Raw genomic sequence first — 21308 nt, 5'->3', positions numbered from 1 at the left:
TCGGAACGAAACACTTGAGCCTGATCATCACGCTGCTACCTGAGGCTTGTTAAATCTACGCGCAGCAGCGATTTCGGGGCTTTCAGTGACGCCGATTCAGGCGGTTGCCTGGTTTCTTTGTAAGAATATGCAAAAAAAGGCTTCATTAGAGGAATCGCGAACGGGGTTATAGCCTTTATACTGAGGCCCTATAGCGCCGTTCGTTGCCGGGTCGCCATCGGCGTTATATCGAAGTGTTGTTTTGGATCCGCTATGTGGATCTGAATTTCTGATCTGATTGGTTTATCTGTGTGCCTGGCGTAGTCACCATGCCGGCAAAGAGGGAAAGAGCCCATGGTGTTTGTATGGGTGAGTTGATACAGGGTTTTAGTATGTCACAGCCGGAATCTCGCACCCCCCGCCGCATTCTCATGTACAGCCACGACACCTTCGGTCTGGGCCATCTGCGTCGTTGCCGGGCCATCGCCCATGCCATCGTTGACCGCTACAAATCCGCCACCGTGCTGATTTTGACCGGCTCGCCGATTATCGGCAGTTTCAGTTTCAAGGCCCGCGTCGATTTTGTGCGTATCCCCGGCGTGATCAAGCTGCATAACGGCGACTACACCTCGCTGAGCCTGCTGCAGGACCTGAGCAATACCCTGGCGCTGCGGGAGTCGATCATCCGTCATACCGCTGAGGTGTTCGATCCGGAGCTGTTTATCGTCGACAAGGAGCCGCTGGGGCTTAAGGGCGAGATCGAGCCGACGCTCGAGATGCTCAAGGAAAAGGGCGTGCCCGCGGTGCTTGGTCTGCGTGATGTGCTCGACACACCGGAGCTTCTGGCCCCGGAGTGGGAGCAGAAAAAAGCGATCGAGGCGATCGAGCGTTACTACAGCCGTATCTGGGTCTATGGTGACCGATCCATGGGTAATCCGTTGGAGACTATCCCGGGGCAGGCGCGTATCGAGTCGAAGATGCTCTACACCGGTTATCTGCGCCGTTCGCTGCCGAGCACCTATACCTCGCTCAATCTGGAGCAGGTGCAGCGTCCCTATATCCTGGTGACGCCGGGCGGTGGCGGAGATGGCATCGAAATGGTTGATCAGGTTCTGCGAGTTTATGAATCCGACCGGAAAATGCCGCTTAACCTGCTGATCGTGATGGGGCCCTTTATGCCCAGCGAGACCCAGGAAGCGTTTCAGCACCGTGCTGCGCAGCTCGAACAGGTGGGCATTATCACCTTCGATAACTGCATGGAGGCGCTGTTGCAGGACGCCAGCGGCGTGGTCGCCATGGGCGGCTACAACACATTCTGTGAGATTCTCTCGTTCGACAAACAGTCGGTGCTGCTGCCACGCAAGGTACCGCGACAGGAGCAGTGGCTGAGGGCGAAAAAGGCCGAGGCGCTGGGACTCACCTCCTGCCTCGACCCGGACAGCCCCGATCTGGAGCAGGAGCTCCAGAGCGCACTGAGCCAGCTGCATCTGAAGCAGCCGCCTTCGGGGCAGATGCCGCCCAATTTCATGAGCGGGCTGGAGACCATCTGCCTCGATCTGCAGGAACTGATGGATGTAGAGGATGAAGTGGCCTGTGGATAAGCCTGCTCCGACACTGATGTTTTATGTCCAGCACCTGCTGGGCGTGGGTCATATCAAACGTGCCTCACTACTGGTCAAAGGCTGGCTCGAGGCCGGCTTTGACGTCTGTGTGGTGAGTGGTGGCGAGCCTGTGCCGCTATTCAACTTCGATGGCGCGCAGCTGGTGCAGTTGCCGCCGGTGAAAACGGCGGATGCGGCGTTCAGTGCGCTGGTGACTGCCGAGGGAGAACCCCTGGACGATGGGTTCCGTGAGCATCGTAAGGGAATACTGCTGGATACCTTTGCAGCGGTTCAGCCCGATATCCTCGTGATCGAAAATTACCCCTTTGGCCGCCGCCAGTTACGCTGGGAGCTGAAGCCTCTGCTGGAGCTGGCTTCGAATGCAGAGAAGCGGCCGCTGATAGCCTGCTCGGTGCGCGATATTGTGCAGGCACGCAAGGCGGAGCGCGTGGCCGAAACAGTCTCGCTGATCGAGCGCTATTTCGATCTGGTGCTGGTGCACGGCGATGGTCGTTTCGTGCCGTTCGAAAGCAGTTTTCCCGCCGCTGCCGAGATTGCTGAAAAAATCCGTTATACCGGTTACGTCACCGATTCTATCGCCGCATCCGATGCCGAGGACGGTGAAGCGGAAGGCGAAGGCGAGGTGCTGGTTTCCAGCGGAGGCGGCGCCGTTGGCTTTGGCCTGATGCGTGCGGCAATGGATGGACGCAGCCAGACACTGCTGGCTGAACACACATGGCGCTTTCTGATGGGGCCGAATGTTCCCACACATGAACGTGCGGAGCTGGAGCTGGGAGTTAAACCCGGTGTTATTGTCGAGCCGTCGCGCCCGGATTTCCCCGCGTTATTAACCCGTTGCGGTCTGTCGATCTCCCAGGGTGGCTACAACACGGTGATGGATCTGTTGGTTGCAAGGGCCCCGGCGGTGATCGTCCCCTTTGAGGGCGAAGGCGAGACAGAACAGCTTGAACGCACTTCGAAACTGGCGCAGTTCGGGCTGTGCGCCCTGGTCCGGGAGCGAGATCTGACGCCAGAAGCCATGGCGCAGGCGGTGGACCGGGCTGTCGCCCTGCACCCGGAACAGGTGGATATCGATCTGCAGGGCGCTGCGCACTGTGCCCGGCTGCTCGGTGAAGCGCTTGAAAGCCGAAAAACAGTGAAACCGGAGAACAAGTTGGAGACCCTGGGTGGCTGATTGGAAAGCGCTGGAAACGGAGCTGGCGTTATGGCGTGAGTCGGGCCAGCAAGCGACGCTCTGGTGGCGCGACGATGATGCAGAAAGGCCCAGCGATGCGCTGGAGCAGTTGATCGAAATCAGCGACCGCTTTCATGTTCCGCTGGCGCTGGCGACTATTCCCGCCGGGGCTGAAGCCTCCCTGGCAGAGAGAGTTAAGCAGGCGAGCGCGGTCAGCGTGCTGCAGCACGGTTTTTCCCATCTCAGCCATGTGCCACCCAGCGAGCGAAAGTGCGAACTGGGCAATCATCGACCGCTGGCCGAGATCACCGACGAACTGGGTAAGGGACAGGCAAAGCTCGCTGAGCTGTTCGGCGATGCGTTCCTGCCGGTTCTGGTCCCGCCCTGGAACCGACTGGGTGAGCAGGTGATCGATGCGCTGCCAGGCCTAGGTTTCACTGGGCTTTCCACGCTTGGGCCTCGTAGTTGTAAGCAGAAAAGGCTCATCGAGGTTAATGTGCACGCCGATCTGATCAACTGGAAAGCAGGGCGCTGCTTCGCCGGTGAAGAGCGGTCGCTGGCGCAGATCATTACTCATCTACAGCAGCGCCGCCTGGGTGAGGTGGACAGCAGTGAGCCTACCGGAGTGATGACCCACCATCTGGTGCATGATGAGGGTGTCTGGGCATTCCTGCCGCAGCTCTTCGATCTGACGCTAAAAGCCGGCGCCCACTGGTGTACGGCGAAGGAGATTTTCAGCTAAAAGCCTGTACCCTCAGCCGCTGGAGTCCAGGGGAATATTGTAGTCCAGTAGCTCGATCCCTTCGGCTGAACAGCGAAACAGCAGTGCCTGGTCCCAACGGATTTTGACCGGGCACGCCTCCAGCATTTGCCAGTCCAGCGCCTCGCTGAGCAGGGCGCGGATCACGCCCTTATGGGTGACCAGCCCGATTTTTTCCGTAGCGAACCCTGCGGTCTGCAGCCAGGTCAGGATGCGCGTACGCACCTGCCGTGGTGATTCGCCGTTAGGTGGCGAAAGATCCAGTCCCTTATCTTCCTCCTGCTGCATGGCTGGGCCAAGACGGCGGCGCAGCTCAGGCAGGCGTTCACCTTCCCAATCGCCCCAGTTCATCTCGATCAGCGCTTCAGTGGTGATAAAGTCATTGATGCCAAGTGCCTTGGCGGTCTGCTGGGCGCGCAGCAGGGGGCTCACATACCAGGGGATGCTGGCGAAGGCTTGGGGCGGGCGTTTGCCGGCCAGCTGTGCAAACCCTTCGTCACTGAGCGGAATATCACGTCGTCCCTGCAGTCGCTTTTCCAGGTTCCACGTGGTTTTGCCGTGACGGACCACTAATATTTCAAATGCTTGGACTGTCATTGCCGGATCCTGAACGCTTCAGTTTTTAGATTAAGGGTTACTGGATTAAGTGTTACTGGATTAAAGGGATCAGCAGTTCCCTGAGCCGTGCTTCGGCCTGGCTCTCACTGTGATGCGCCAGGCACCAGCTTTTCGCTTTTTCACCCAGGCAGGCCAGTTGCTCAGGCTGTTGCAGCAGACGATCGACGGCGCTCGCCAGGGCAGCGGGATCTCTGGGAGTCACCAGATTGCCGCTATCTCCTTCGGAGACGATGCTACTGACGCCGCCCTCGTTACCGGCGATCACCCAGGTACCTGCAGCCTGGGCTTCCAGCAGCGCCATACCGAAAGCTTCATTGACCGCTGGCCAGACCATCAGGTCCGACGCCTGTAGCAGAGGTATTAGCGTATCGGATGTCAGGCGACCGGTCATGCAGACCGCGGGTACCTCAGCAAAGGCCTGTTTTATCGCCGCTTCGGCGCGGCCGTCGCCAACCAGAATCACCTGCCGGTTTTGTTGCGTGCAGAGCTTCAGACTCTCGGCCAGCAGCTTGTAGGAGGTCTCCTTGTCGCCGGGGCGCATCATACCTACGGCGATCAGCCAGGGGAGGTCAGGGTCCAGATTAAACCGCTGGGCCAGCGGCAGGCGGGAGTGTTCCGCCAGCGTATAGCTCGCGTTTTCCAGACCAGGTGGCAGATAGGGGGCCAGGTAAGCGAGCGGCGCATCGGCGCGCGCATCGAGAACACCACCCTCGTCGCAGGGATTCAGGCTCAGAATCAGATCGGCCTGCTGAATCGCCTCTCGCGAAGCGTTAAAACCGAGATCCCAGCGGCCGCCCGCCTGTTTACCGGCGTAGGAGGCCTCGGCGATCACGTAGGGAATTGCCAGAGCCTTGGCTACTCGTGGACCTATCCAGTCCGGCGCCTTGTGATAGAGATGATAAGTGAACCAGATCTGCGGACGCTGGCTGGCCGGTAGCTTGAGATAGCGGCGTATCAGCCGCTCGGCGAGGCGTTCACCTGTATGGCGGATCCTTGCCTGACGCTGGGCGTCGCCGGCGCGATCATAGCTGCGGAAGTGACTGGCCAGAGTCACCTCAAACCCTGCCAGGCCCAGCGTATGCATCAACCGCTGGGCAATCAGGCGGTCGCCGGAAGGGTTACCGTGACTAGGCGGTTTCAGCGGCGCGTAAAACGCCAGGCGCGGCGCCGGATTCATGACGACTCACAGGCTTTTGCGCTGATCGACTGCTGGTGTGCATCGAACTTGGCCATCAGATGGTCGATGCCGCGCTCAAACGAGAACAGTCGGTGTACGCGGTGCAGGCCGGCTTCCGCCAGAGCGTTGCGCTCATCCGGGTGAGTGATCAGATGCTCAAGCGCCGCGGTCAGCGCGGGCAGGTCGTTCTGCTCCACCAGCGTGCCGGTCTCGCCGTTGATGATCAGCTCCGGGATGCCGGAGATATTGGTGGCCAGGCAGCTAAGTCCCTGGCTCTGCGCTTCCATCAGTACGTTGGGCAGGCCGTCGCGGTCGCCATCGGCGGTGATGCGACTCGGCAGCACGAACAGGTCCGCCTCGCGGTAGCGTGCCAGTACCTCGGTCTGCGGCTGGGCGCCGAGCCAGGTGATGCGCTCGGAAAGACCCAGTTCCTCGGCCTGTGCGCGTAGCTTCTCAGCCAGGGTGCCGCCGCCGATATGGGTAAAGCGCCAGTTCAACTCCGGCGGCAGGGCCGCCAGTGCTGAGAGCAGCAGGTCGTAGCCTTTTTTCTCTACGGCGCGGCCGACGGAGATCAATTCCACCGGGCCGTTACGGCCGTCGTGGGTTTTCGGGGTGCGGTCCGCAAGCTCTGGGAAACGGGAGAAATCGATACCGTGGTAGACCAGCTCCACCTTGGCGGGGTCCGGTGACAGAGCCGCCAGATAGTCCTTGTTAGCCTCGGTGCAGGTTACCAGCCATTCAAGGTCAACCAGTTTCTCCTGGATCTCCCACTGGGACTGAGTCCAGATATCCTTGGCGTGGGCTGAGGCGAACCAGGAGCGCTGGGTCAGCAGGCTGGTGTAGCGGCCAACCGAGCCGGGCGTATGGATAAAATGGGTGTAGATGCCGCTGGTGCTGGCGGGCATTTCACGCGCAAGCACCAGCGCCTGGCCGAAGCGGCGCACGCGATTGCGGGTGAAGTCACGACGCAGGTCCTTGAGCCAGGCGCCGAAGGTTCTGCCAAAGCCGGGACGCAGCAGTGCCGAGAAGCAACCCTTGAGCACACGCCAAGGTTCCTGGTGCAGATATTCCGGCAGGTAGAGCACCGGTGACTGGATCTCTTTATGGATCGGGTGCACGGCCTTGTCGGTGGGGTGGCGAAGAGAGACGATGGTCATCTGCAGGCCACGCCGTTCCAGTGCGAGTATCTCCTGCGCGATAAAGGTTTCTGACAGTCTTGGATATCCTTTCAGGACTAGCGCGATCAACGTAACTTTCTCCGCGTGGGCTCCATTTGAGCCCTGCTTTTAAACGATCGCCTGGTGTAACCGCTGCTCGTACGGAGACACCGGGCGTTAGATAAGAAAAGTTGTATATCTTATCAGTTAACTCGCTATGCTGATGGTATAGTTGACCGAGATCTGATGCTGTCTGATGCCCCGGGATAGACCCGGTGTGTCGCCTACCGAGATGGAGCGGAATGGATTCATCCATATTCAAGTTTATCCGTCGACATACGATGAGGGATCAGATCCTGATCCTGCTGTTGACGTTGATCTCCTTCCCGTTTGTCTATGCAACGCTTGAGGTGCCCAAACGCATCGTCAACGATGCCATCGGTGGCGCAAATCCACCCCGGGAGCTGTTCGGCTATCAGATCGACCAGCTCGACTACCTGATTGTTCTCTGTTTCGTTTTTCTTGGCCTGGTGCTGCTCAACGGCGCGATCAAATACGTGCTGAACGTCTATCGCGGTGTGGTGGGCGAGCGCACACTGAGGCGTCTGCGCTATGAGCTGTTCGAGCGCCTGCTGCGCTTCCCCTCCAGCCGTTTTGACAAGGTTTCCCAGGGCGAGATTATTCCCATTGTGGTTGCCGAAACCGAGCCGCTGGGCGGCTTCGTCGGTGAAGCTTATGCGCTGCCCGCGTTTCAGGGCGGCCTGTTAATCACCTACCTGTTCTTTATCTTCAACCAGGACCTGATGCTCGGCACCGCAGCGATAGCGCTCTATCCGCTACAGATGTACGTGATCCCGAAACTGCAACGCAAGGTCAACCTGCTCGGCAAAGCGCGGGTTTTGGCCGCACGTAAGCTGGGCGAACGGATCAGCGACACCATCTCCGGGGTCAACGAGGTCCATGTCAGCGACACCTCGCAGTACGAAAAAGCGGTGATCAGCAAGCGTTTGGGTGCGATCTTCGATATCCGTTTCGAGCTGTACAAAAAGAAGTTCTTCATCAAGTTTTTGAATAACTTCCTGTCCCAGGTGACGCCGTTTTTCTTCTACCTGATCGGCGGTTACTTTGTGCTCCAGGGCGAGCTGTCACTGGGCGCCTTGGTCGCTGTCCTGGCGGCTTATAAAGACCTGGATGCGCCCTGGAAAGAGCTGCTGCGCTACTACCAGACCAAGGAAGATGCGCGCATCAAGTATGAGCAGATCGTCGAGCAGTTCGATCTGCCCGACATGCTCGATCCTGCGCTGCAGTCGGGCCCGGTGCTTGAGCTTGAGCTGGAAAAGGGCGCCTGGGATGGTCGCTGGGTTGGCTATGACCGGGGCATCGGCCGCAGCAAGCTTGAGCAGCTTAACTTTACCCTGCCGGTGCATGGCCACACCGCCATCGTCGGTTCCGGTGGCAGCGGTATCCACGAGATCGGCCTGCTCCTGGCGCGCCTGGATTTGCCCACATCGGGCACGCTGCACTTTGCCGGCGCGGATATGCAGACCCTGCCGGAGTCCGCCATCGGCCAGCATCTCGGCTATGTCAGTAGCGATGTGCACCTGTTCAGCGGCACCATCCTGAATAACCTGATCTATCCGCTGCGGCGGCGCTACCTGCCGCCGGAGGATGAATCCGAGCGTGAGCGCGAGATCCACCTGGCGATCAGTGCCGGCAACAGCAGCGACGATCCCGATGGTCAGTGGATCGATATGCAGCGGCTTGGCTTATCCGACAGGGCCGGGTTGGAGCACCATGTACATCAGGTGATCGAGGCGATGGAACTCTCGGAAGAGCTGTTCCAGTTTGGCCTCAATACCATCGTTGAGCAGCCCGGCGATGTGCTGAAAGAGGGAGTGCTGGCCGCCCGCGCCTCGATACACAATCGTTTGCAGGAGGACGAATACTCCGGACTGGTAGAGCCGTTTGACTGGGATCGTTACAACGAGAACCTCACCGTTCACGAGAACATGCTGTTTGGCTCCAAGTCGTCCAGTCTCAATAGCGACGAGGCGTCGCGAAACCCGGTAGCGATAAGGTTCCTGCGTGATCAGGGGCTGTTGCATGACTTTTTGATCATCGGCCGGCGTCTGGCTGAGACCATGGTCGAGCTGTTCTCCGATGTGGAGGAGGGCAGCGATCTGTTCGAGCGTTTCAGTTTTATTCGCGCCGAGGATCTGCCCGAATACCGCGAGCTGCTGAAAAATACCGATCCCAAGCAGATCGATACGGAAGATATGGCGACGGTGCAGAAGCTGCTTTACCTGACCAACCAGCTGTGCCCGGCACGGCACCGTTTGGGCCTCATCGATGCCGGCATGAAGCAGCGCATCCTCAACGCCCGTAAGGCGTTCGCCGAGATCTGGGGCAAGGGCGAGGGGCAGCGTTCACTGGATATCGAGTATTTCGACAGCGAGTCCTATAACTCTGGCCTGACGCTGCAGGAAAACATCCTCTTCGGCCGCACCGGTTACGGCGTGGTCCGCGGTCAGGAGAAGATCTCCGAACTGATCCAGGAAGAGGTGGGCCGGCTTGGCCTGGTGCGGGCGATCCGCAATACCGGGCTGGACTTCGATGTGGGCACCGGTGGACGCCGCCTGTCGGTGGCTCAGCGCCAGAAGCTGGCGTTCGCCAGGACCCTCGTGTGCAAGCCGGATGTGGTGGTGGTCAACGATGCTACCGCCAACCTGGATAGCTCCACCGAGATCAATATTCTCTCCAACCTGCGGCAGATGCTTACCGGCCGCGGTCTGGTGCTGATCACCAGCCGACCCAAGCTGGCGCAGTACTGTGATGATGTGCTGGTGGTCGAGCAGGGTCGTCTGGTGGATCAGGGTAGCTACAGCGAGCTGGAACAACGTAGCGATACGTTCCAGCAGCTGCTTAGCGAATAAGGCCAGCCGTCCCGTCAGTGTTTGTACGGGTCGGCTGCATCCCTTAAACCGTCACCGAAGAAGTTGAACGCCAGAATCACGATGATGACCGGCACCACCGGCAGAATCAGCCAGGGGTAGATCGCCACCACGTTGATATTCTGCGCCTCGTTCAGCAGCACACCCCAACTGGTGATCGGTGGCCGCAAGCCCAGTCCAAGGAAACTGAGCGCGGTTTCACCCAGGATCATCGCCGGTATTGACAGGGTCGCCGAGGCGATCAGGTGACTGAGAATCCCCGGCAACAGGTGCCTGCGGATCACCCGTGAGGGTCTTGCGCCCATCAGCTCTGCCGCCATGCAGTAGTCCTCTTCGCGCAGTGCCATCAACTTCGAACGGACAGCCCGGGCGAGGCCGGTCCAGTCCAGCAGCGCAAGAATCAGCGTGATACCGAAGAACACCCAGAGCGGACTCCAGGTCACCGGCAAGATCGCCGACAGCGCCATCCACAACGGCAGCTCAGGGAAGGAGCGGATTACCTCGGTGACGCGCTGTACCGATGAGTCCACCCAGCCGCCGTAGTAGCCGGCGAGGCCCCCCAAAGTTATCCCCAGCACGAAGCTGATAAAGATGCCGATCAGGCCGATGGTCAGAGAGATCCTTGCGCCGTAGATGGTGCGCGAGAGCATATCCCGGCCAAGCCGGTCGGTGCCCAGCAGGAAGATCGTCGCGCCCTCAGGGGCGCAGAACAGGTGGATATCTCTCTCCCAGATGCCCCAGAACTCGTAAGTGTCGCTGCGGCAGAAAAAGCTCAGCGGATAGACCTTGCTGGTGTTCTCCGAGTACTCCCGTATCAGCTTGTCCATGTTCAGGGTCTGCTGCCAGCCATAGACGAAGGGGCCGACAAACTCGCCCTCATGGAACAGATGCACCGGCTGGGGCGGCGAGTAGATGTAGTCGGTGTGGCGGGTTTTCAGCGCGTAGGGGGCGAGAACCTCGGCGATCAGAATCGACAGATACATCGCCACCAGCAGCACACCGCAGAACAGCGCCAGCTTATGCCGCTTGAACCCCCACCACATCAATTGCCACTGAGAGGCGTAGTAGAGTTTCTCCTGCGCCGGTGTCAGCTGTTCGATGCTCTGCGGATCGAACGGTTTGTCGGAAACATAATGCTCCATCACTTGATCGTTTCTCATGCCGCACGCCCTCCTTCCAGTCGGATACGTGGATCAAGCAGGGCCAGGGCAATATCGGAGATCAGCACGCCGATCACGGTCAGCAGGGCCAGGAACATCAGGAAGGAACCCGCCAGATACATATCCTGACTCTGCAGCGCGGCGATCAGGATCGGGCCCGTGGTCGGCAGTGACAGCACCACGGCGACGATTTCGGCGCCGGAGATGATGCTGGGCAGCATGCTGCCGATATCGGCGACAAAGAAGTTCAGTGACACGCGCAGCGGGTATTTCACCAACAGTTTGAACGGCGGTACGCCCTTGGCGCGGCCGGTGACCACATAGGGTTTATGCAGCTCATCGAGCAGGTTTGCGCGCAGGCGGCGGATCATCGCCGCGGTGCCGGAGGTGCCGATCACGATGACCGGTATCCACAGGTGCTGCAGGATCGAGACGAACTTGTCCCAGCTCCAGTCGGCATCCAGGTATTCCGGGTCCATCAAGCCGCCGATGGAGATGCCGAAAGTGACGTTGGCGAAGTAGAGCATCACCAGCGCCAGCAGAAAGTTGGGTGTCGCCAGGCCGAGAAAGCCCACCAGCGTCAGGCCGTAATCGCCCCAGCTGTACTGGTGGGTGGCGGTGTACATGCCGATCGGGAAGGCGATCATCCAGGTAAAGACGATGGTAAAAATCGAGATCACAACGGTCAGGAACAGGCGGTCGCCGACCACCTCGCTGACCGGCAGCCCGTACTCGAAGGAGTAGCCGAAATCGCCGTGCAGCATCCCCGTGGCCCAGGTGAAATACTGCACCAGGAACGGCTCATCGAGCCCGTACTGGGCGCGCAGGGCGGCGATCTGAGCGGGGTCTATGGATTCGCCCTGGCTCTCCAGCTCCGAGATATAGCTTTCCAGGTAATCCCCTGGCGGCAGCTGGATAATCACGAAGATGATGAAGCTGATGACGATCAGGGTCGGGATCATCATCAGGATGCGGCGGCCAATGTAGGGCAGCATTACTGAACCTCCGCCGAAGTGATGGAGTTATCCACATCCAGCCAGAAGCGCTCCGGCCGGAAGCGGCCGAAGAAGGCGTTAGGCTCCCAGTTCCACAGCGCCGTATCGGGCACGTTGCGCAGCGCCTTATTCACCACAATCGGCTGCTTCACCTGGGTGACCGTGCCGATGGAGTAGACCTGATCGGCGCGTATGCTGAGGATTTCGTCCCAGGCCGCTCGTTTCTGTTCGATGCTGTCGGCGTGGCGCCACTCCTTGTACAGCGCCAGCAGACGCTGGGGTTCTTCCATATCCGGTGGGCTTTCCTGATCGGTTTCATAATGTTTGCCCCACTTGGGCCAGCACAGCTGTTGCTGCGAGGTGGGGGCAAATTCCGCCGGGCTCATATCGGCGGTGGCCAGGCCATTTTCGATCCCCGGCCAGACCGACATCAGGGCGTCGCCGGCAAACACCCGGTTGCGGAAGATCTCACGCTCGGTGGGCTTTACGTGCAGCTTCACGCCGATATCCATCCAGCTGTCGTGAATCAGTTCGAGGATATCGGTCTCTTCGGTGCTCTCGCCGGCGCTCTGGATAATGATCTCCATGGGGCGACCGTCGGGCAGGATGCGGATGCCGCGATCGTCGCGCTCGGTAAGGCCGAGTTCGTCGAGCAGTGCATTGGCCTGCTTCAGGTCGAAGCCGGCCCAGGCTTTACGGTACTCCTCGCGGTACAGCGGGGATTCCGGGATCAGCGTATCGGCGCCTTCCAGCGCCAGCCCGAAATAGATCACCTGGTTGATTTCGTGGCGGTTGATCGCCAGCGACAGAGCGCGGCGGAAGCGGACATCGCGGATCAGCGGGCGCCAGGTATCGTCGTTGGTGTTCAGGTTGGGATAAAGCGCGACGCGTGAGCCGCGTGAGGTGCTCCACAGCCGCACATCGTATGGATTGCGGGCGGTGCCTTCGCGCAGGAAGGTGTAGTTGCTCATCTCCAGGTAGCGCCCCTGCAGGTCAGCCTCACCGGCACCGGTCTTCGCCGGAATCAGCTTGCTGCTGGCGATATCGATGACGATCTCATCCAGGTAGGGCAGCTGGTGTCCCTTGGCATCAACGCGATGGTAGTAGGGGTTACGCTTGAAAATGAAGTGCTCCGACGGCATCTCGGTGGTCGGTATCCAGGGCTGTAGCGTCGGCAGTTCAGGGTTATCGAAGGGGTACTGGTGGTCCATGCGCTGATGCAGGCCGGTCCAGTTTTTCTTCTTGATGTTGGCGTTGGCGACAAGCTCAGCCAGCTTGTAGGGCTCGGCGTAGTTGACGTGAAACTGCTTCAGATAATGTGATGGCCGGTAGATAAACAGCGGGCTGGCGCCTGCCAGCGCCAGCAGGAATTCCGGGTTTGGATTGCTCCAGGTGTAGCGCACGGTGAGTGGGTCGAGCACCTCGAATTTGGGCACCTCGCCATCCACCAGCATCGAGGCGGGCGGCCCGAAGGGGGAGAGCTCTTCATTCATCGCCATCTCTTCCCAGAAGTAGCGGAAGTCCTCGGCGGTAAACGGCGCGCCATCAGACCAGCGGTGGCCGGGACGCAGGTGGAAGGTGAATTCGCGCTGCTGTTTTACTTCGAACGACTCCAGCAGGTCCGCCTGCAGTTCGACATTTTCGTTGAAAGCGACCAGGCGCGCATAGCCGTATACCACCAACTGGCGGATATCCTTAGCCTTGCCCATCAACAGGCGGATCGAGCCGCCATAGCGGCCGGGCTCCAGCGTATCGGAGCTGCTTAACAGCTGATCGACAAAGGGCGCAGAGGGCACCCGTTCAGCAATCGGCGGCAGCTCGCCTGACTGCACCTGTTCAAGCAGAGCCGGCGGCTCCTGCAGGTTCAGCCCTTCGGCTGTCGCGGCGAAAGCGGGCAGGCTGCTGAACAGGCTCAGAATTAACAGGCCAGCAAAAGCGAATATCGGTTTCATAGGCTGACCTCCGCGCCTGCGGTGCCCGCTGTTGTGCTTTCTGTGGCCGTCACAGCGACCCGGACCAGGTGATTTTCACTCACTTCCTGCCACTCGGTATGCTGCTCGGGGCCATGGGCGTATGGGCTGTCCCAGGACTGTGGATCGCTGTAGTTGCTGCCGATAATGCGCTGGAAATCCAGCGGGCGATCCAGATCCGGGTAGGGAATCGCGGCCATCAGCGCGCGGGTATAGGGGTGGATGGGGTTGCGCAGAATCTGCTCGCGTCGACCCACCTCGACCAGCCGGCCGCGGCACATCACGCCGATACGGTCGGCGATATAATCGACCACGGCGATGTTGTGGGAGACAAACAGATAGGTCATGCCGAGCTCCTGCTGCAGGTCTTTCAGCAGGTTCAGTACCTGCGCCTGCACCGAGACATCCAGCGCGGAAACCGGCTCATCCAGGATCAGCAGTTCCGGCTCCAGCGCCAGGGCGCGGGCGATGCTGACACGCTGTCGCTGTCCGCCGGACAGGCTGTGCGGATAACGGTTAAGAAAACGCGGGCTCAGGCCGACCAGTGCGAGCAGGTCCTTGGCGCGTTGGCGCTGGCTCTGCTCGTTACCGAATTTGTGGATAACCAACGGCTCGCGCAGGATGTTCATGATCGTCATGCGCGGGTTCAGTGCTCCGTGCGGATCCTGGAACACCAGACCGATACGGCGGCGGAACTGACGCAGCTCTTCGCCCTGCAGACTGCCCAGGTCAATCGGTGTGTTCCGGGAGCTATAGATGATTGAGCCGGAGTCCGGTTTCAGCGCACCCATCAGCATCTTGCTCAGCGTGGTCTTGCCGCAGCCGCTCTCACCGACCAGGCCAAAAGATTCGCCCACACCGATATCCAGGCTCAGGTCGCAGACGGCGCGGGTGGTTGTCTGCTCGCTGCCAAGCAGGCTGCCCTTACGCGAACCGAAGCTTTTGCTCAGGTTGGTAATGCTCAGATGCGGCGCCGACTGCGGCTGAATCTGCTCTTTTTTGGCGGCGCTCTGCCTGAACGGACTGGTTTCGTGATCGATTTCACGAATCGGGCGCAGTCGTTCTCCCGGCTTCATATCGAAGTGCGGCACCGCAGCAAACAGTGCCTGCAGGTAAGGGTGGCGCGGGGCACGGAACAGCGTCTCGGAGGGGCCGCTCTCCATGATCTCGCCGTGGTACATCACCACCAGATCGTCGGCCATATTGGCAACCACACCCAGGTCATGTGTGATCAGCAGCACCGCCATGCCGAGCTTCTGCTGCAGCGATTTGATCAGGTGCAGGATCTGCGCCTGTACGGTCACATCCAGCGCTGTGGTGGGCTCGTCCGCGATCAGCAGGGCCGGGTGACAGATCAACGCCATGGCGATCATGGCGCGTTGTCGCAGCCCGCCGGAGAGTTCAAACGGGTAGGCGTTGAACGCCTGCTCCGGTTTGGGGAAACCGGCCAGCGTCAGCATCTCGATGCAGAGCTGTTTCTCTTCTGCCTTGGGAATATCGCGGTGCAGGCGGATCGCTTCGGTGATCTGGTTACCGATGGTGTGCATCGGTGAGAGCGACACCATCGGCTCCTGAAAGATGATGGAAATCTTGTCGCCACGGATCTCGCGCATCGCCTGGCTGTTAGGGTTGAGCGCGGCGATATCCACCGTTTCGCTGTTCGGCGGGGTGAACAGGATCTCGCCCTGCGAGATGCGGGCGTTGGCCGGCAAAATACCGAGTATCGCCTGGGACGTAACGGTTTTGCCCGAGCCGGATTCGCCCACCAGCGCGAGCGTACGCCCCGGCCAGAGTGTCAGCGAGATGCCTTTCACTGCGGGTACGGGGGTGCCGTGCAGGTTGAATTCTACGGCTAGGTCCCTGATGGCAAGCAAGGGTTTGATAACTTGCACTCCTCAATGTGGTAACAGAGGTGTTCCTGAAAAAGCGGTTCCTGAAAAAAACAGGGTCCTGCAAAGAGTTTATGCAGTAAACGGATTACTTTGTAAGCACAAAATAACAATTATTACTGATAGATATAGTTGTATTTATGGCTTTTATGCGGGTGCGGGCATAATCTTCTTGGCAATACAGATGCAGCTCAGTACCGGCCCGGCGAGAATTCACGTCATACCGGCCGGCATCAGGGATTTAGAGTTCCAAGGCCTGGAAGGGGCAAGGCGATGCCAGTGTTCAAATATCTCAGTTTTTGTTTTCTCCTTTTACTGGCGGTTTCCCGCGTCCAGGCAGCCGAGGTTGATCGGCCGATAGAAGATTTTATGGGCCACTACATCGGCCATGCCGACAGCGAAGATGGCATCGGCCGCGATATGAGCGTCACCATCGGGGATATCCCCGGCAGCGATGACTATTTCGTCGAGTGGTCCACCGTTATCCACAAATCCAAGACCCGCACCAAGCGCGTCACCTACAACATCCGCTTTCAACAGTCTGGCCGCGAAGGTATCGATGCATCGGCCATGGCGAAGGATGTGTTTGGCAAATCCCGGCCGTTGGATCCGCTCAATGGTGATCCGCTGGTCTGGGCCAGGGTGAAGGGCAACACTCACGTGGTCTATGCGCTGATCATCACCGAAGATGGGGGGTATGACCTGCAGGTCTACAGCCGTACCCTGAATGCCGAGGGGCTCTGGCTGGAGTTCACGCGCCAGAAGGATGATCTGCCCAAGCTGGAGATCTCTGCGCAGCTGGTCCGCGTGTCGAAGTAACGCTAAGGCCCACTGAATGAAGAAATTTCGTGTTTCCGTGGTGCACCTGCTGGTCAGTGTGTTCGGCCTGCTGATCACGCTGGGATTCTGTGCGCTCGCCTATATCGCCATCGAAGAGTCGCGCAATACGCTGATGGAGCAGCTGACCAACTTCGCTGAAAGCACCATGGCGTCGATCTCTGAGCGGCTGGTTGAGCGTCTGACCCCGGTGCAGGAGCAGCTGCGCTACCTGTCATCCGGTGGCACCGTCGATGTGATTGCGGAAGGGGATTACAAACGTCTCGGACAGACCCTGGACGGTGCCCTGGCCGCCACGCCCCAGGTGCTCGGGCTTGGCTTTATCGGCATCAAGGGCGATATGACCTATGTGAACCGTGACAGCCGCTCGGTGATGATCGGCGACTGGCGCCAGCGCTCCATGCCGCAGATCAAGCGCTTTCTCTCCCACGAGCCGGGCCAGCTGGTCTGGCTGGATCCGCAGTGGAGCGAAACCCTGGGGCGCAGCATCATGCCTGCGTTGATGCCGGTGAAAAAAGGCGATCGCTTTCTCGGGCTGATCATCGCGGTGATCGCGATCGAGGACCTGTCGGCGTTTCTGGTCGAGCTGCAGTCGGAGTTCGATGGCTTGCCGTTCGTACTCTACAACTCCAAAACGGCGCTGGCTTATCCGAGGCTTGAGCAGCACTTCACGCTGCCCTCCGGCCCCGAGCGGCCGCTGCCGCTGCTGGCAGAGCTGGATGATCCGGTGCTGGCGGCCTACGGTGCCGGCGAGCAGGAGGCGTTCGACCTGATCGACTCTCCCAAGATGAACAGCGAACGCGTCACCGTCGATGGTATTCGTTATGTTCTCCTGACCAAGACCCTGAGCGAAGGCGCGCTGCCGAGCTGGACCATCGGCACCTACTACAGTTGGGATATCGTATCGGAGCGTTCCTCAAGGTTTTACATCCTGCTGGGCGCCAGCACGGTGCTGTTGCTGTTGATGCTGCTGGGTGCTATCTGGCTGAGCAAGCGCATCAGTAATGCCGTTAACCGTATAGTCCACGCCTTCGATACCTTTTCCCGGTCTGATCTCTCCGAAGTGCCGACGCTGGAGGGCAGCTCCATTGTTGAGCTGGACCGGGTCGCATCGGCGTTCAACCTGATGGTCAGCTCGTTGAAAGACTTCCAGTTCGTGAAGAGCATGTTTGTGCGCTACGTGCCGGATACCGTGGCAAAACGCCTGCTGAAAGGACGCGGCGTGCTGGAACCCCAGGAGGTGGAAGCCACAGTGCTGTTCTGTGATCTGCAGGGCTTTACCCAGCTGGCGCAGCAGGTGCGACCTGCGGAAATCGTGGAGATACTGAACAGCTATTTCAATATGGTTGCCGAGTGCCTTGAAGAGGAAGGCGGCGTGATCACCCAGTTCCAGGGCGATGCGGTGCTGGCGATCTTCAACGTACCGCTGCCGCTGGAACAGCACGAGCGACGGGCGATCAGAGCTTCACGCCAGATTATCCGCCGGATCGAACGCGATACTTTTGCCGGTCGTAAGTTGCAGTGCCGTATCGGCATCTGTACCGGGCCGATGGTTGCTGGTGTGGTCGGTGCCAGTGATCGTGCCAACTACACCGTGCACGGCGATACGGTGAATCTGGCGGCGCGTCTTGAGCAGGTCAACAAGGTCTACGGCACGCGCATACTGATCGATGAGTCTACTGCCAAGGGGGCAGAACCGGGAACGGTTCGGCTAGTGGCAGAAACCCTGATCCGCGGTCGTGAAGGCCGCATCAAGGTGTTCACGCCCGGAGTGCCGTCTGTCGAAGCGGTGGGCGGCTTTCTGCGCGAAAACTGCTAGCGCTGCCAACTTGGCAAAGCCTTGCGCCAGATTATGGGCGCTTGCCGCCGGTGAGTGTTATCTTGGGCGCCTAACTGCAACCTCGGCGAGATTGAGATGAAAGAGTTCATGTACGCGATGGGCCTGTGCCTGCTGATGATGTCGATCTGGAGCTTTTCCAAGATCCCCAGCGATGCGGATATCAGCCAGGCTGAGCCGGCACTGGTACAGGCGCTGGAACAGGACCGGAATACCCTTAAATTCGTCTCCGGAAGCGCGCTGGTGCTGAGTGTGGTCTGCGGGCTGGTTGGCTGGCGCTCCCGCTCACGGGAAGATACCGATAAAAAATCGGTGGGTTAGATCCGCGCTGCGGCACGCTGAGCGTTGCTCTTGTCAGCGCTTGCGTGCCACCAGCACGCTGTTCAATGCGGACTCCACGGTATCCCAACTTGGCAGTGTCTGTGCCTGGCTATCGACAATCAGCGTATCGATCTCTACTGCCGGGCAGTAGCCGATTTTGCCTTTAACGCCGATCTTGGCGTGGTCCGCCAGAATCACCGTGCGTTCCGCGTGACGTGACATGGCGCGGGCGATCTCTGCCTCTCTCGGTTCATAGCTGGCGGCACCCTGCTCCAGGTTGAAGCTGTAGGGGGAGAGCATGGCGAAGTCGAGCTGGTAGCGGCTGATTTCGTTGATCGCCAGCTCGCCGCAGGTCGAGGCGGGATTGGTCGCCATATCGCCGCCGATCAGCACCACGCGATTAGTGCGTTGCTCACCGGCGGAATCCTGCAGTTTCTGCGCCGCTTCCAGCGAGTTGGTGATAATCGTCAGCCCGTTCAGGGCGGAGAGCTCTTCGGCCAGAATCGTCGTGGTGCTGCCGGCATCGAGAAACAGTGACTGACCGCTGTGCACCAGTGTGGTGGCCAGTTTGGCGATCATCCGTTTCTCTTTCACCCGGATCTGTGAGCGTTCGGCAAAGGGCGCCTCGCTTGCATCATCCAGGGCAATGGCGCCACCACGCACCCGGCGCAGCTCGCCGTTGGCTTCCATATCCAGCAGGTCCCGGCGCACGGTTTCGCGGGATACATCCATCTCTGCCGTGATTCTATCGACGCTGATCCTGCCAAACGTGGCCAGCAGGTTTCGTATGCGTTGATGTCTCTCTTCCTGCCACATTGGCCTTTGCCTTTTCGGATTTTGGAACGGTTAAACGTTGAGCGCGTGCAAGACTTCGCGGTGCAGTGACGCTGTTGCTGCCGCTACCACGCGACCATCGGAGGCGGTGGTCAGCGGCTGGCCCTGCCAGTCGGTGATAATGCCGCCCGCTTCCTCGACGATGGTGACCAGTGGCAGGTAGTCGAACGGCTGGAGCTGGGATTCTACCACCAGATCGATATGCCCCGAGGCCAACAGGCCGTAGTTGTAACAGTCGCCGCCGAAACGCGCCACCGCGCAGCTATCAAGCAAGGATTCAATGGCCGGGCTGTCCGGTGCATCGAAGTAATAGGGCGAGGTGGTGTAGAGCTTGGCTGCGGCCAGGGATTCACACCGGCTGACTTCGCAGCGTTGCTCTTCGCCACGGATGGAGCGGAAATGAGCGCCATCACCGCGCCGGGCGTACCAGCGCTCGCCGGTGGCCGGAACTTCCACCAAGCCCAGTACCGGTCTGTTGTGCTGCATCAGGCCGATCAGGCAGCCCCAGAGTGGCGAGCCGGTGATAAAGCTGCGGGTACCGTCGATAGGATCGACCACCCAGACATGCTCTGCGTCCAGCCGCTCACGACCGAACTCTTCGCCCAGCAGCCCGTGCCCCGGGTACTGCGCCTCAATCGTGCTGCGCAGCATCTTTTCCACGTTACGGTCAGCGATGGTGACGGGGCTGTCATCGGATTTCAGATCGATATCCAGCGTCTTGCGAAACCACTGCAGCGAAAGTTCGTTGGCCTTGTCTGCCAGGGCCAGGGAAAAAGGCAGTGCCTCTTTGAGCAGCTCCACTGTCTCTGTGGATAGATTCTCCATCGGGCAACTCCGTGTCGTTGAGCGTGTAATAAATATGTCATTTGTGTGGACAGTAAACCAAATATTTGCATAAATGCACATATTGCCACATACAAAATTATAACTTCCCGTGTCAGGCCCCTCGACAAATCCAAATATCCACAGAGCTTGGAGACGTCACCATGAACTGGCCAGTACTCAAAAAAAGCACCGCAATTCTTGGACTCTCGGCATTGAGTGTCGTGATCAGCAGTCAGGTAAATGCCGGTGAGATTACCGTGTATTCTGCGTTGGAAGAGGATGAGATCGCCTCTTACCTGGAGGTAGCTAAGCAGGAGCTGCCGGACGTAAAAATCAACGTGCTGCGCCTTTCCACCGGCGATCTCGGTGCGCGTTTGATCGCCGAGGCGGACAACCCTCAGGCGGATGTGGTTTGGGGCTTTGCGGTAACCAACATCCTCAATCCACAGATCAGCGACCTGCTGGAGCCCTACGCCGTTGCCGGAGGTGCCGAACTCCCGGAGAGCTACCGTGCGCCGGATGACCGCTGGTTTGCGGCCACCGGTTACATGGGTGCGCTCTGCGTTAACACTGAACGCCTGGCCGAGAAGGGCCTGCCGATGCCGACCTCCTGGGAGGATCTGCTGAACCCGGCGTTCAAGGGCGAGATCGTTATGCCTGATCCTTCCTCTTCCGGCACCGGTTATCTACAGGTGGCTGCGATCCTTCAAGGCTTGGGGGAAGAGAAAGGCTGGCAGCTGATCGAGGATCTGGACAAAAACATGGCGCAGTACACCTCCTCCGGTTCACGCCCCTGCCGCATGGCGCAGGTGGGTGAGTACACCGTGGGCGCCTCGCTGTCGTTTGTGGCGATGAAGTCCATCGAGCAGGGTTATCCGCTGAAAATGGTGTTGCCGTCTGACTGGGCCGGTTTTGAACTTGAGGCTTCGGGCCTGATGGCAGGTTCTGACAACAAGGAAGATGCCAAGAAATTCCTCGACTGGACGCTTTCCAGCTCCGCCACCGACCTTTACTCCCAGTACAAATCGATCATCACCGTGCCTGGTGTTCCCGCATCACCCCTGGCTGAACAGGCGGGCCTGCCTTCCGACCTGAGCCAGGTGCTTTTCCCGATGGATTTTGCCAAGTCCGGTAATGAGCGCAACGCCATTCTGGATAAGTGGAAAAGCACAGTAGGCCGCTGATAACGGCGCGGATCGTCG

General features: G+C 59.5%; 17 protein-coding genes. 8 read left to right on the top strand and 9 right to left on the bottom strand.

Going from position 1 to position 21308, the window contains the following annotated elements; translation table 11 throughout:
* Window positions 1–371 precede the first annotated feature (371 nt).
* Genes C4S72_RS20095 through C4S72_RS20085 form a run of 3 tightly spaced genes read left to right on the top strand, consistent with a single transcriptional unit; the run spans window position 372 to window position 3517 of the window.
* Entirely contained in the window at window positions 372–1580 is a 1209-nt protein-coding gene (locus C4S72_RS20095; RefSeq protein ID WP_104005239.1) for a glycosyltransferase family protein, read from the top strand.
* Window positions 1561–2775 carry a glycosyltransferase family protein gene (locus C4S72_RS20090; protein ID WP_104004973.1) on the top strand — a complete coding sequence of 405 codons (1215 nt, stop codon included), beginning with the start codon at window positions 1561–1563 and terminating at the stop codon, window positions 2773–2775. The genes C4S72_RS20095 and C4S72_RS20090 overlap by 20 nt, the downstream gene beginning before the upstream one ends.
* Window positions 2768–3517, top strand: coding sequence for a polysaccharide deacetylase family protein (locus C4S72_RS20085; protein ID WP_104004972.1), 750 nt, complete (start codon window positions 2768–2770; stop codon window positions 3515–3517). The genes C4S72_RS20090 and C4S72_RS20085 overlap by 8 nt, the downstream gene beginning before the upstream one ends.
* A gap of 12 nt (window positions 3518–3529) precedes the next feature.
* On the opposite strand, the gene C4S72_RS20080 is transcribed toward C4S72_RS20085, so the two are convergent.
* From C4S72_RS20080 to C4S72_RS20070, 3 genes are read right to left on the bottom strand one after another with little or no spacing between them, the layout of a single operon-like run.
* The gene (locus C4S72_RS20080) at window positions 3530–4132 is read right to left on the bottom strand and encodes a histidine phosphatase family protein (protein ID WP_104004971.1); all 603 of its coding nucleotides are present in this window, start codon (window positions 4130–4132) and stop codon (window positions 3530–3532) included.
* A gap of 52 nt (window positions 4133–4184) precedes the next feature.
* Window positions 4185–5330, bottom strand: coding sequence for a glycosyltransferase family 4 protein (locus C4S72_RS20075; protein WP_104004970.1), 1146 nt, complete (start codon window positions 5328–5330; stop codon window positions 4185–4187).
* Window positions 5327–6577: a glycosyltransferase family 4 protein gene (locus tag C4S72_RS20070; protein ID WP_104004969.1), complete on the bottom strand. Its 1251-nt coding sequence runs from the start codon at window positions 6575–6577 to the stop codon at window positions 5327–5329. The genes C4S72_RS20075 and C4S72_RS20070 overlap by 4 nt, the downstream gene beginning before the upstream one ends.
* Window positions 6578–6789: 212 nt before the next feature.
* On the opposite strand from C4S72_RS20070, the gene C4S72_RS20065 reads away from it, so the two are divergent.
* Window positions 6790–9420, top strand: coding sequence for an ABC transporter transmembrane domain-containing protein (locus tag C4S72_RS20065; protein WP_104004968.1), 2631 nt, complete (start codon window positions 6790–6792; stop codon window positions 9418–9420).
* 14 nt (window positions 9421–9434) lie between these two features.
* On the opposite strand, the gene C4S72_RS20060 is transcribed toward C4S72_RS20065, so the two are convergent.
* The 4 genes from C4S72_RS20060 to C4S72_RS20045 are packed head-to-tail and all read right to left on the bottom strand — an operon-like array spanning window position 9435 to window position 15437.
* Entirely contained in the window at window positions 9435–10598 is a 1164-nt protein-coding gene (locus tag C4S72_RS20060) for an ABC transporter permease (RefSeq protein ID WP_104004967.1), read from the bottom strand.
* On the bottom strand, window positions 10595–11593 hold the full coding sequence (locus C4S72_RS20055; RefSeq protein ID WP_104004966.1) for an ABC transporter permease: 999 nt from the start codon (window positions 11591–11593) through the stop codon (window positions 10595–10597). Before C4S72_RS20055 ends, C4S72_RS20060 begins: the two co-directional genes overlap by 4 nt.
* Entirely contained in the window at window positions 11593–13545 is a 1953-nt protein-coding gene (locus C4S72_RS20050) for an ABC transporter substrate-binding protein (RefSeq protein WP_104004965.1), read from the bottom strand. The genes C4S72_RS20055 and C4S72_RS20050 overlap by 1 nt, the downstream gene beginning before the upstream one ends.
* Entirely contained in the window at window positions 13542–15437 is a 1896-nt protein-coding gene (locus C4S72_RS20045; protein ID WP_235009209.1) for an ABC transporter ATP-binding protein, read from the bottom strand. Before C4S72_RS20045 ends, C4S72_RS20050 begins: the two co-directional genes overlap by 4 nt.
* 288 nt (window positions 15438–15725) lie before the next feature.
* Between C4S72_RS20045 and C4S72_RS20040 the strand changes: the two genes are divergently transcribed.
* The 3 genes from C4S72_RS20040 to C4S72_RS20030 all read left to right on the top strand — a co-directional run bounded on the left by C4S72_RS20040 (window position 15726) and on the right by C4S72_RS20030 (window position 18447).
* Window positions 15726–16271, top strand: coding sequence for a hypothetical protein (locus tag C4S72_RS20040; protein ID WP_104004963.1), 546 nt, complete (start codon window positions 15726–15728; stop codon window positions 16269–16271).
* A 16-nt stretch (window positions 16272–16287) separates the two neighbouring features.
* Window positions 16288–18108 carry an adenylate/guanylate cyclase domain-containing protein gene (locus C4S72_RS20035; RefSeq protein WP_104004962.1) on the top strand — a complete coding sequence of 607 codons (1821 nt, stop codon included), beginning with the start codon at window positions 16288–16290 and terminating at the stop codon, window positions 18106–18108.
* A gap of 96 nt (window positions 18109–18204) precedes the next feature.
* Window positions 18205–18447, top strand: coding sequence for a hypothetical protein (locus tag C4S72_RS20030; RefSeq protein WP_146071927.1), 243 nt, complete (start codon window positions 18205–18207; stop codon window positions 18445–18447).
* A gap of 33 nt (window positions 18448–18480) precedes the next feature.
* Here C4S72_RS20030 and C4S72_RS20025 read toward each other — a convergent pair whose 3' ends face one another.
* Both C4S72_RS20025 and hisN read right to left on the bottom strand, forming a co-directional pair.
* On the bottom strand, window positions 18481–19263 hold the full coding sequence (locus C4S72_RS20025) for a DeoR/GlpR family DNA-binding transcription regulator (protein ID WP_104004960.1): 783 nt from the start codon (window positions 19261–19263) through the stop codon (window positions 18481–18483).
* Between the two features lie 30 nt (window positions 19264–19293).
* Complete coding sequence (gene hisN, locus C4S72_RS20020) at window positions 19294–20106, bottom strand: histidinol-phosphatase (protein ID WP_104004959.1); 813 nt, start codon at window positions 20104–20106, stop codon at window positions 19294–19296.
* A gap of 161 nt (window positions 20107–20267) precedes the next feature.
* Between hisN and C4S72_RS20015 the strand changes: the two genes are divergently transcribed.
* Window positions 20268–21290: an ABC transporter substrate-binding protein gene (locus C4S72_RS20015; protein WP_104004958.1), complete on the top strand. Its 1023-nt coding sequence runs from the start codon at window positions 20268–20270 to the stop codon at window positions 21288–21290.
* Window positions 21291–21308 lie beyond the last annotated feature (18 nt).

It is taken from the genome of Marinobacterium lutimaris, from assembly GCF_900108065.1.
GTDB lineage: Bacteria > Pseudomonadota > Gammaproteobacteria > Pseudomonadales > Balneatricaceae > Marinobacterium_D > Marinobacterium_D lutimaris.
Note: the sequence above shows the minus strand (reverse complement) of the source record. Positions and strands in the feature narration are given on the sequence as shown.

Excerpts from the sequence above, each read along its gene's own strand:
- C4S72_RS20060 (WP_104004967.1), bottom strand. The coding sequence starts at position 10,598 with ATGAGAAACGATCAAGTGATGGAGCATTATGTTTCCGACAAACCGTTC.
- C4S72_RS20015 (WP_104004958.1), top strand. The coding sequence starts at position 20,268 with ATGAACTGGCCAGTACTCAAAAAAAGCACCGCAATTCTTGGACTCTCG.
- C4S72_RS20095 (WP_104005239.1), top strand. The coding sequence starts at position 372 with ATGTCACAGCCGGAATCTCGCACCCCCCGCCGCATTCTCATGTACAGC.
- C4S72_RS20065 (WP_104004968.1), top strand. The coding sequence starts at position 6,790 with ATGGATTCATCCATATTCAAGTTTATCCGTCGACATACGATGAGGGAT.
- C4S72_RS20030 (WP_146071927.1), top strand. The coding sequence starts at position 18,205 with ATGAAAGAGTTCATGTACGCGATGGGCCTGTGCCTGCTGATGATGTCG.
- C4S72_RS20080 (WP_104004971.1), bottom strand. The coding sequence starts at position 4,132 with ATGACAGTCCAAGCATTTGAAATATTAGTGGTCCGTCACGGCAAAACC.
- C4S72_RS20055 (WP_104004966.1), bottom strand. The coding sequence starts at position 11,593 with ATGCTGCCCTACATTGGCCGCCGCATCCTGATGATGATCCCGACCCTG.
- C4S72_RS20075 (WP_104004970.1), bottom strand. The coding sequence starts at position 5,330 with ATGAATCCGGCGCCGCGCCTGGCGTTTTACGCGCCGCTGAAACCGCCT.
- C4S72_RS20035 (WP_104004962.1), top strand. The coding sequence starts at position 16,288 with ATGAAGAAATTTCGTGTTTCCGTGGTGCACCTGCTGGTCAGTGTGTTC.
- C4S72_RS20040 (WP_104004963.1), top strand. The coding sequence starts at position 15,726 with ATGCCAGTGTTCAAATATCTCAGTTTTTGTTTTCTCCTTTTACTGGCG.
- C4S72_RS20090 (WP_104004973.1), top strand. The coding sequence starts at position 1,561 with ATGAAGTGGCCTGTGGATAAGCCTGCTCCGACACTGATGTTTTATGTC.
- C4S72_RS20025 (WP_104004960.1), bottom strand. The coding sequence starts at position 19,263 with ATGTGGCAGGAAGAGAGACATCAACGCATACGAAACCTGCTGGCCACG.
- C4S72_RS20050 (WP_104004965.1), bottom strand. The coding sequence starts at position 13,545 with ATGAAACCGATATTCGCTTTTGCTGGCCTGTTAATTCTGAGCCTGTTC.
- hisN (WP_104004959.1), bottom strand. The coding sequence starts at position 20,106 with ATGGAGAATCTATCCACAGAGACAGTGGAGCTGCTCAAAGAGGCACTG.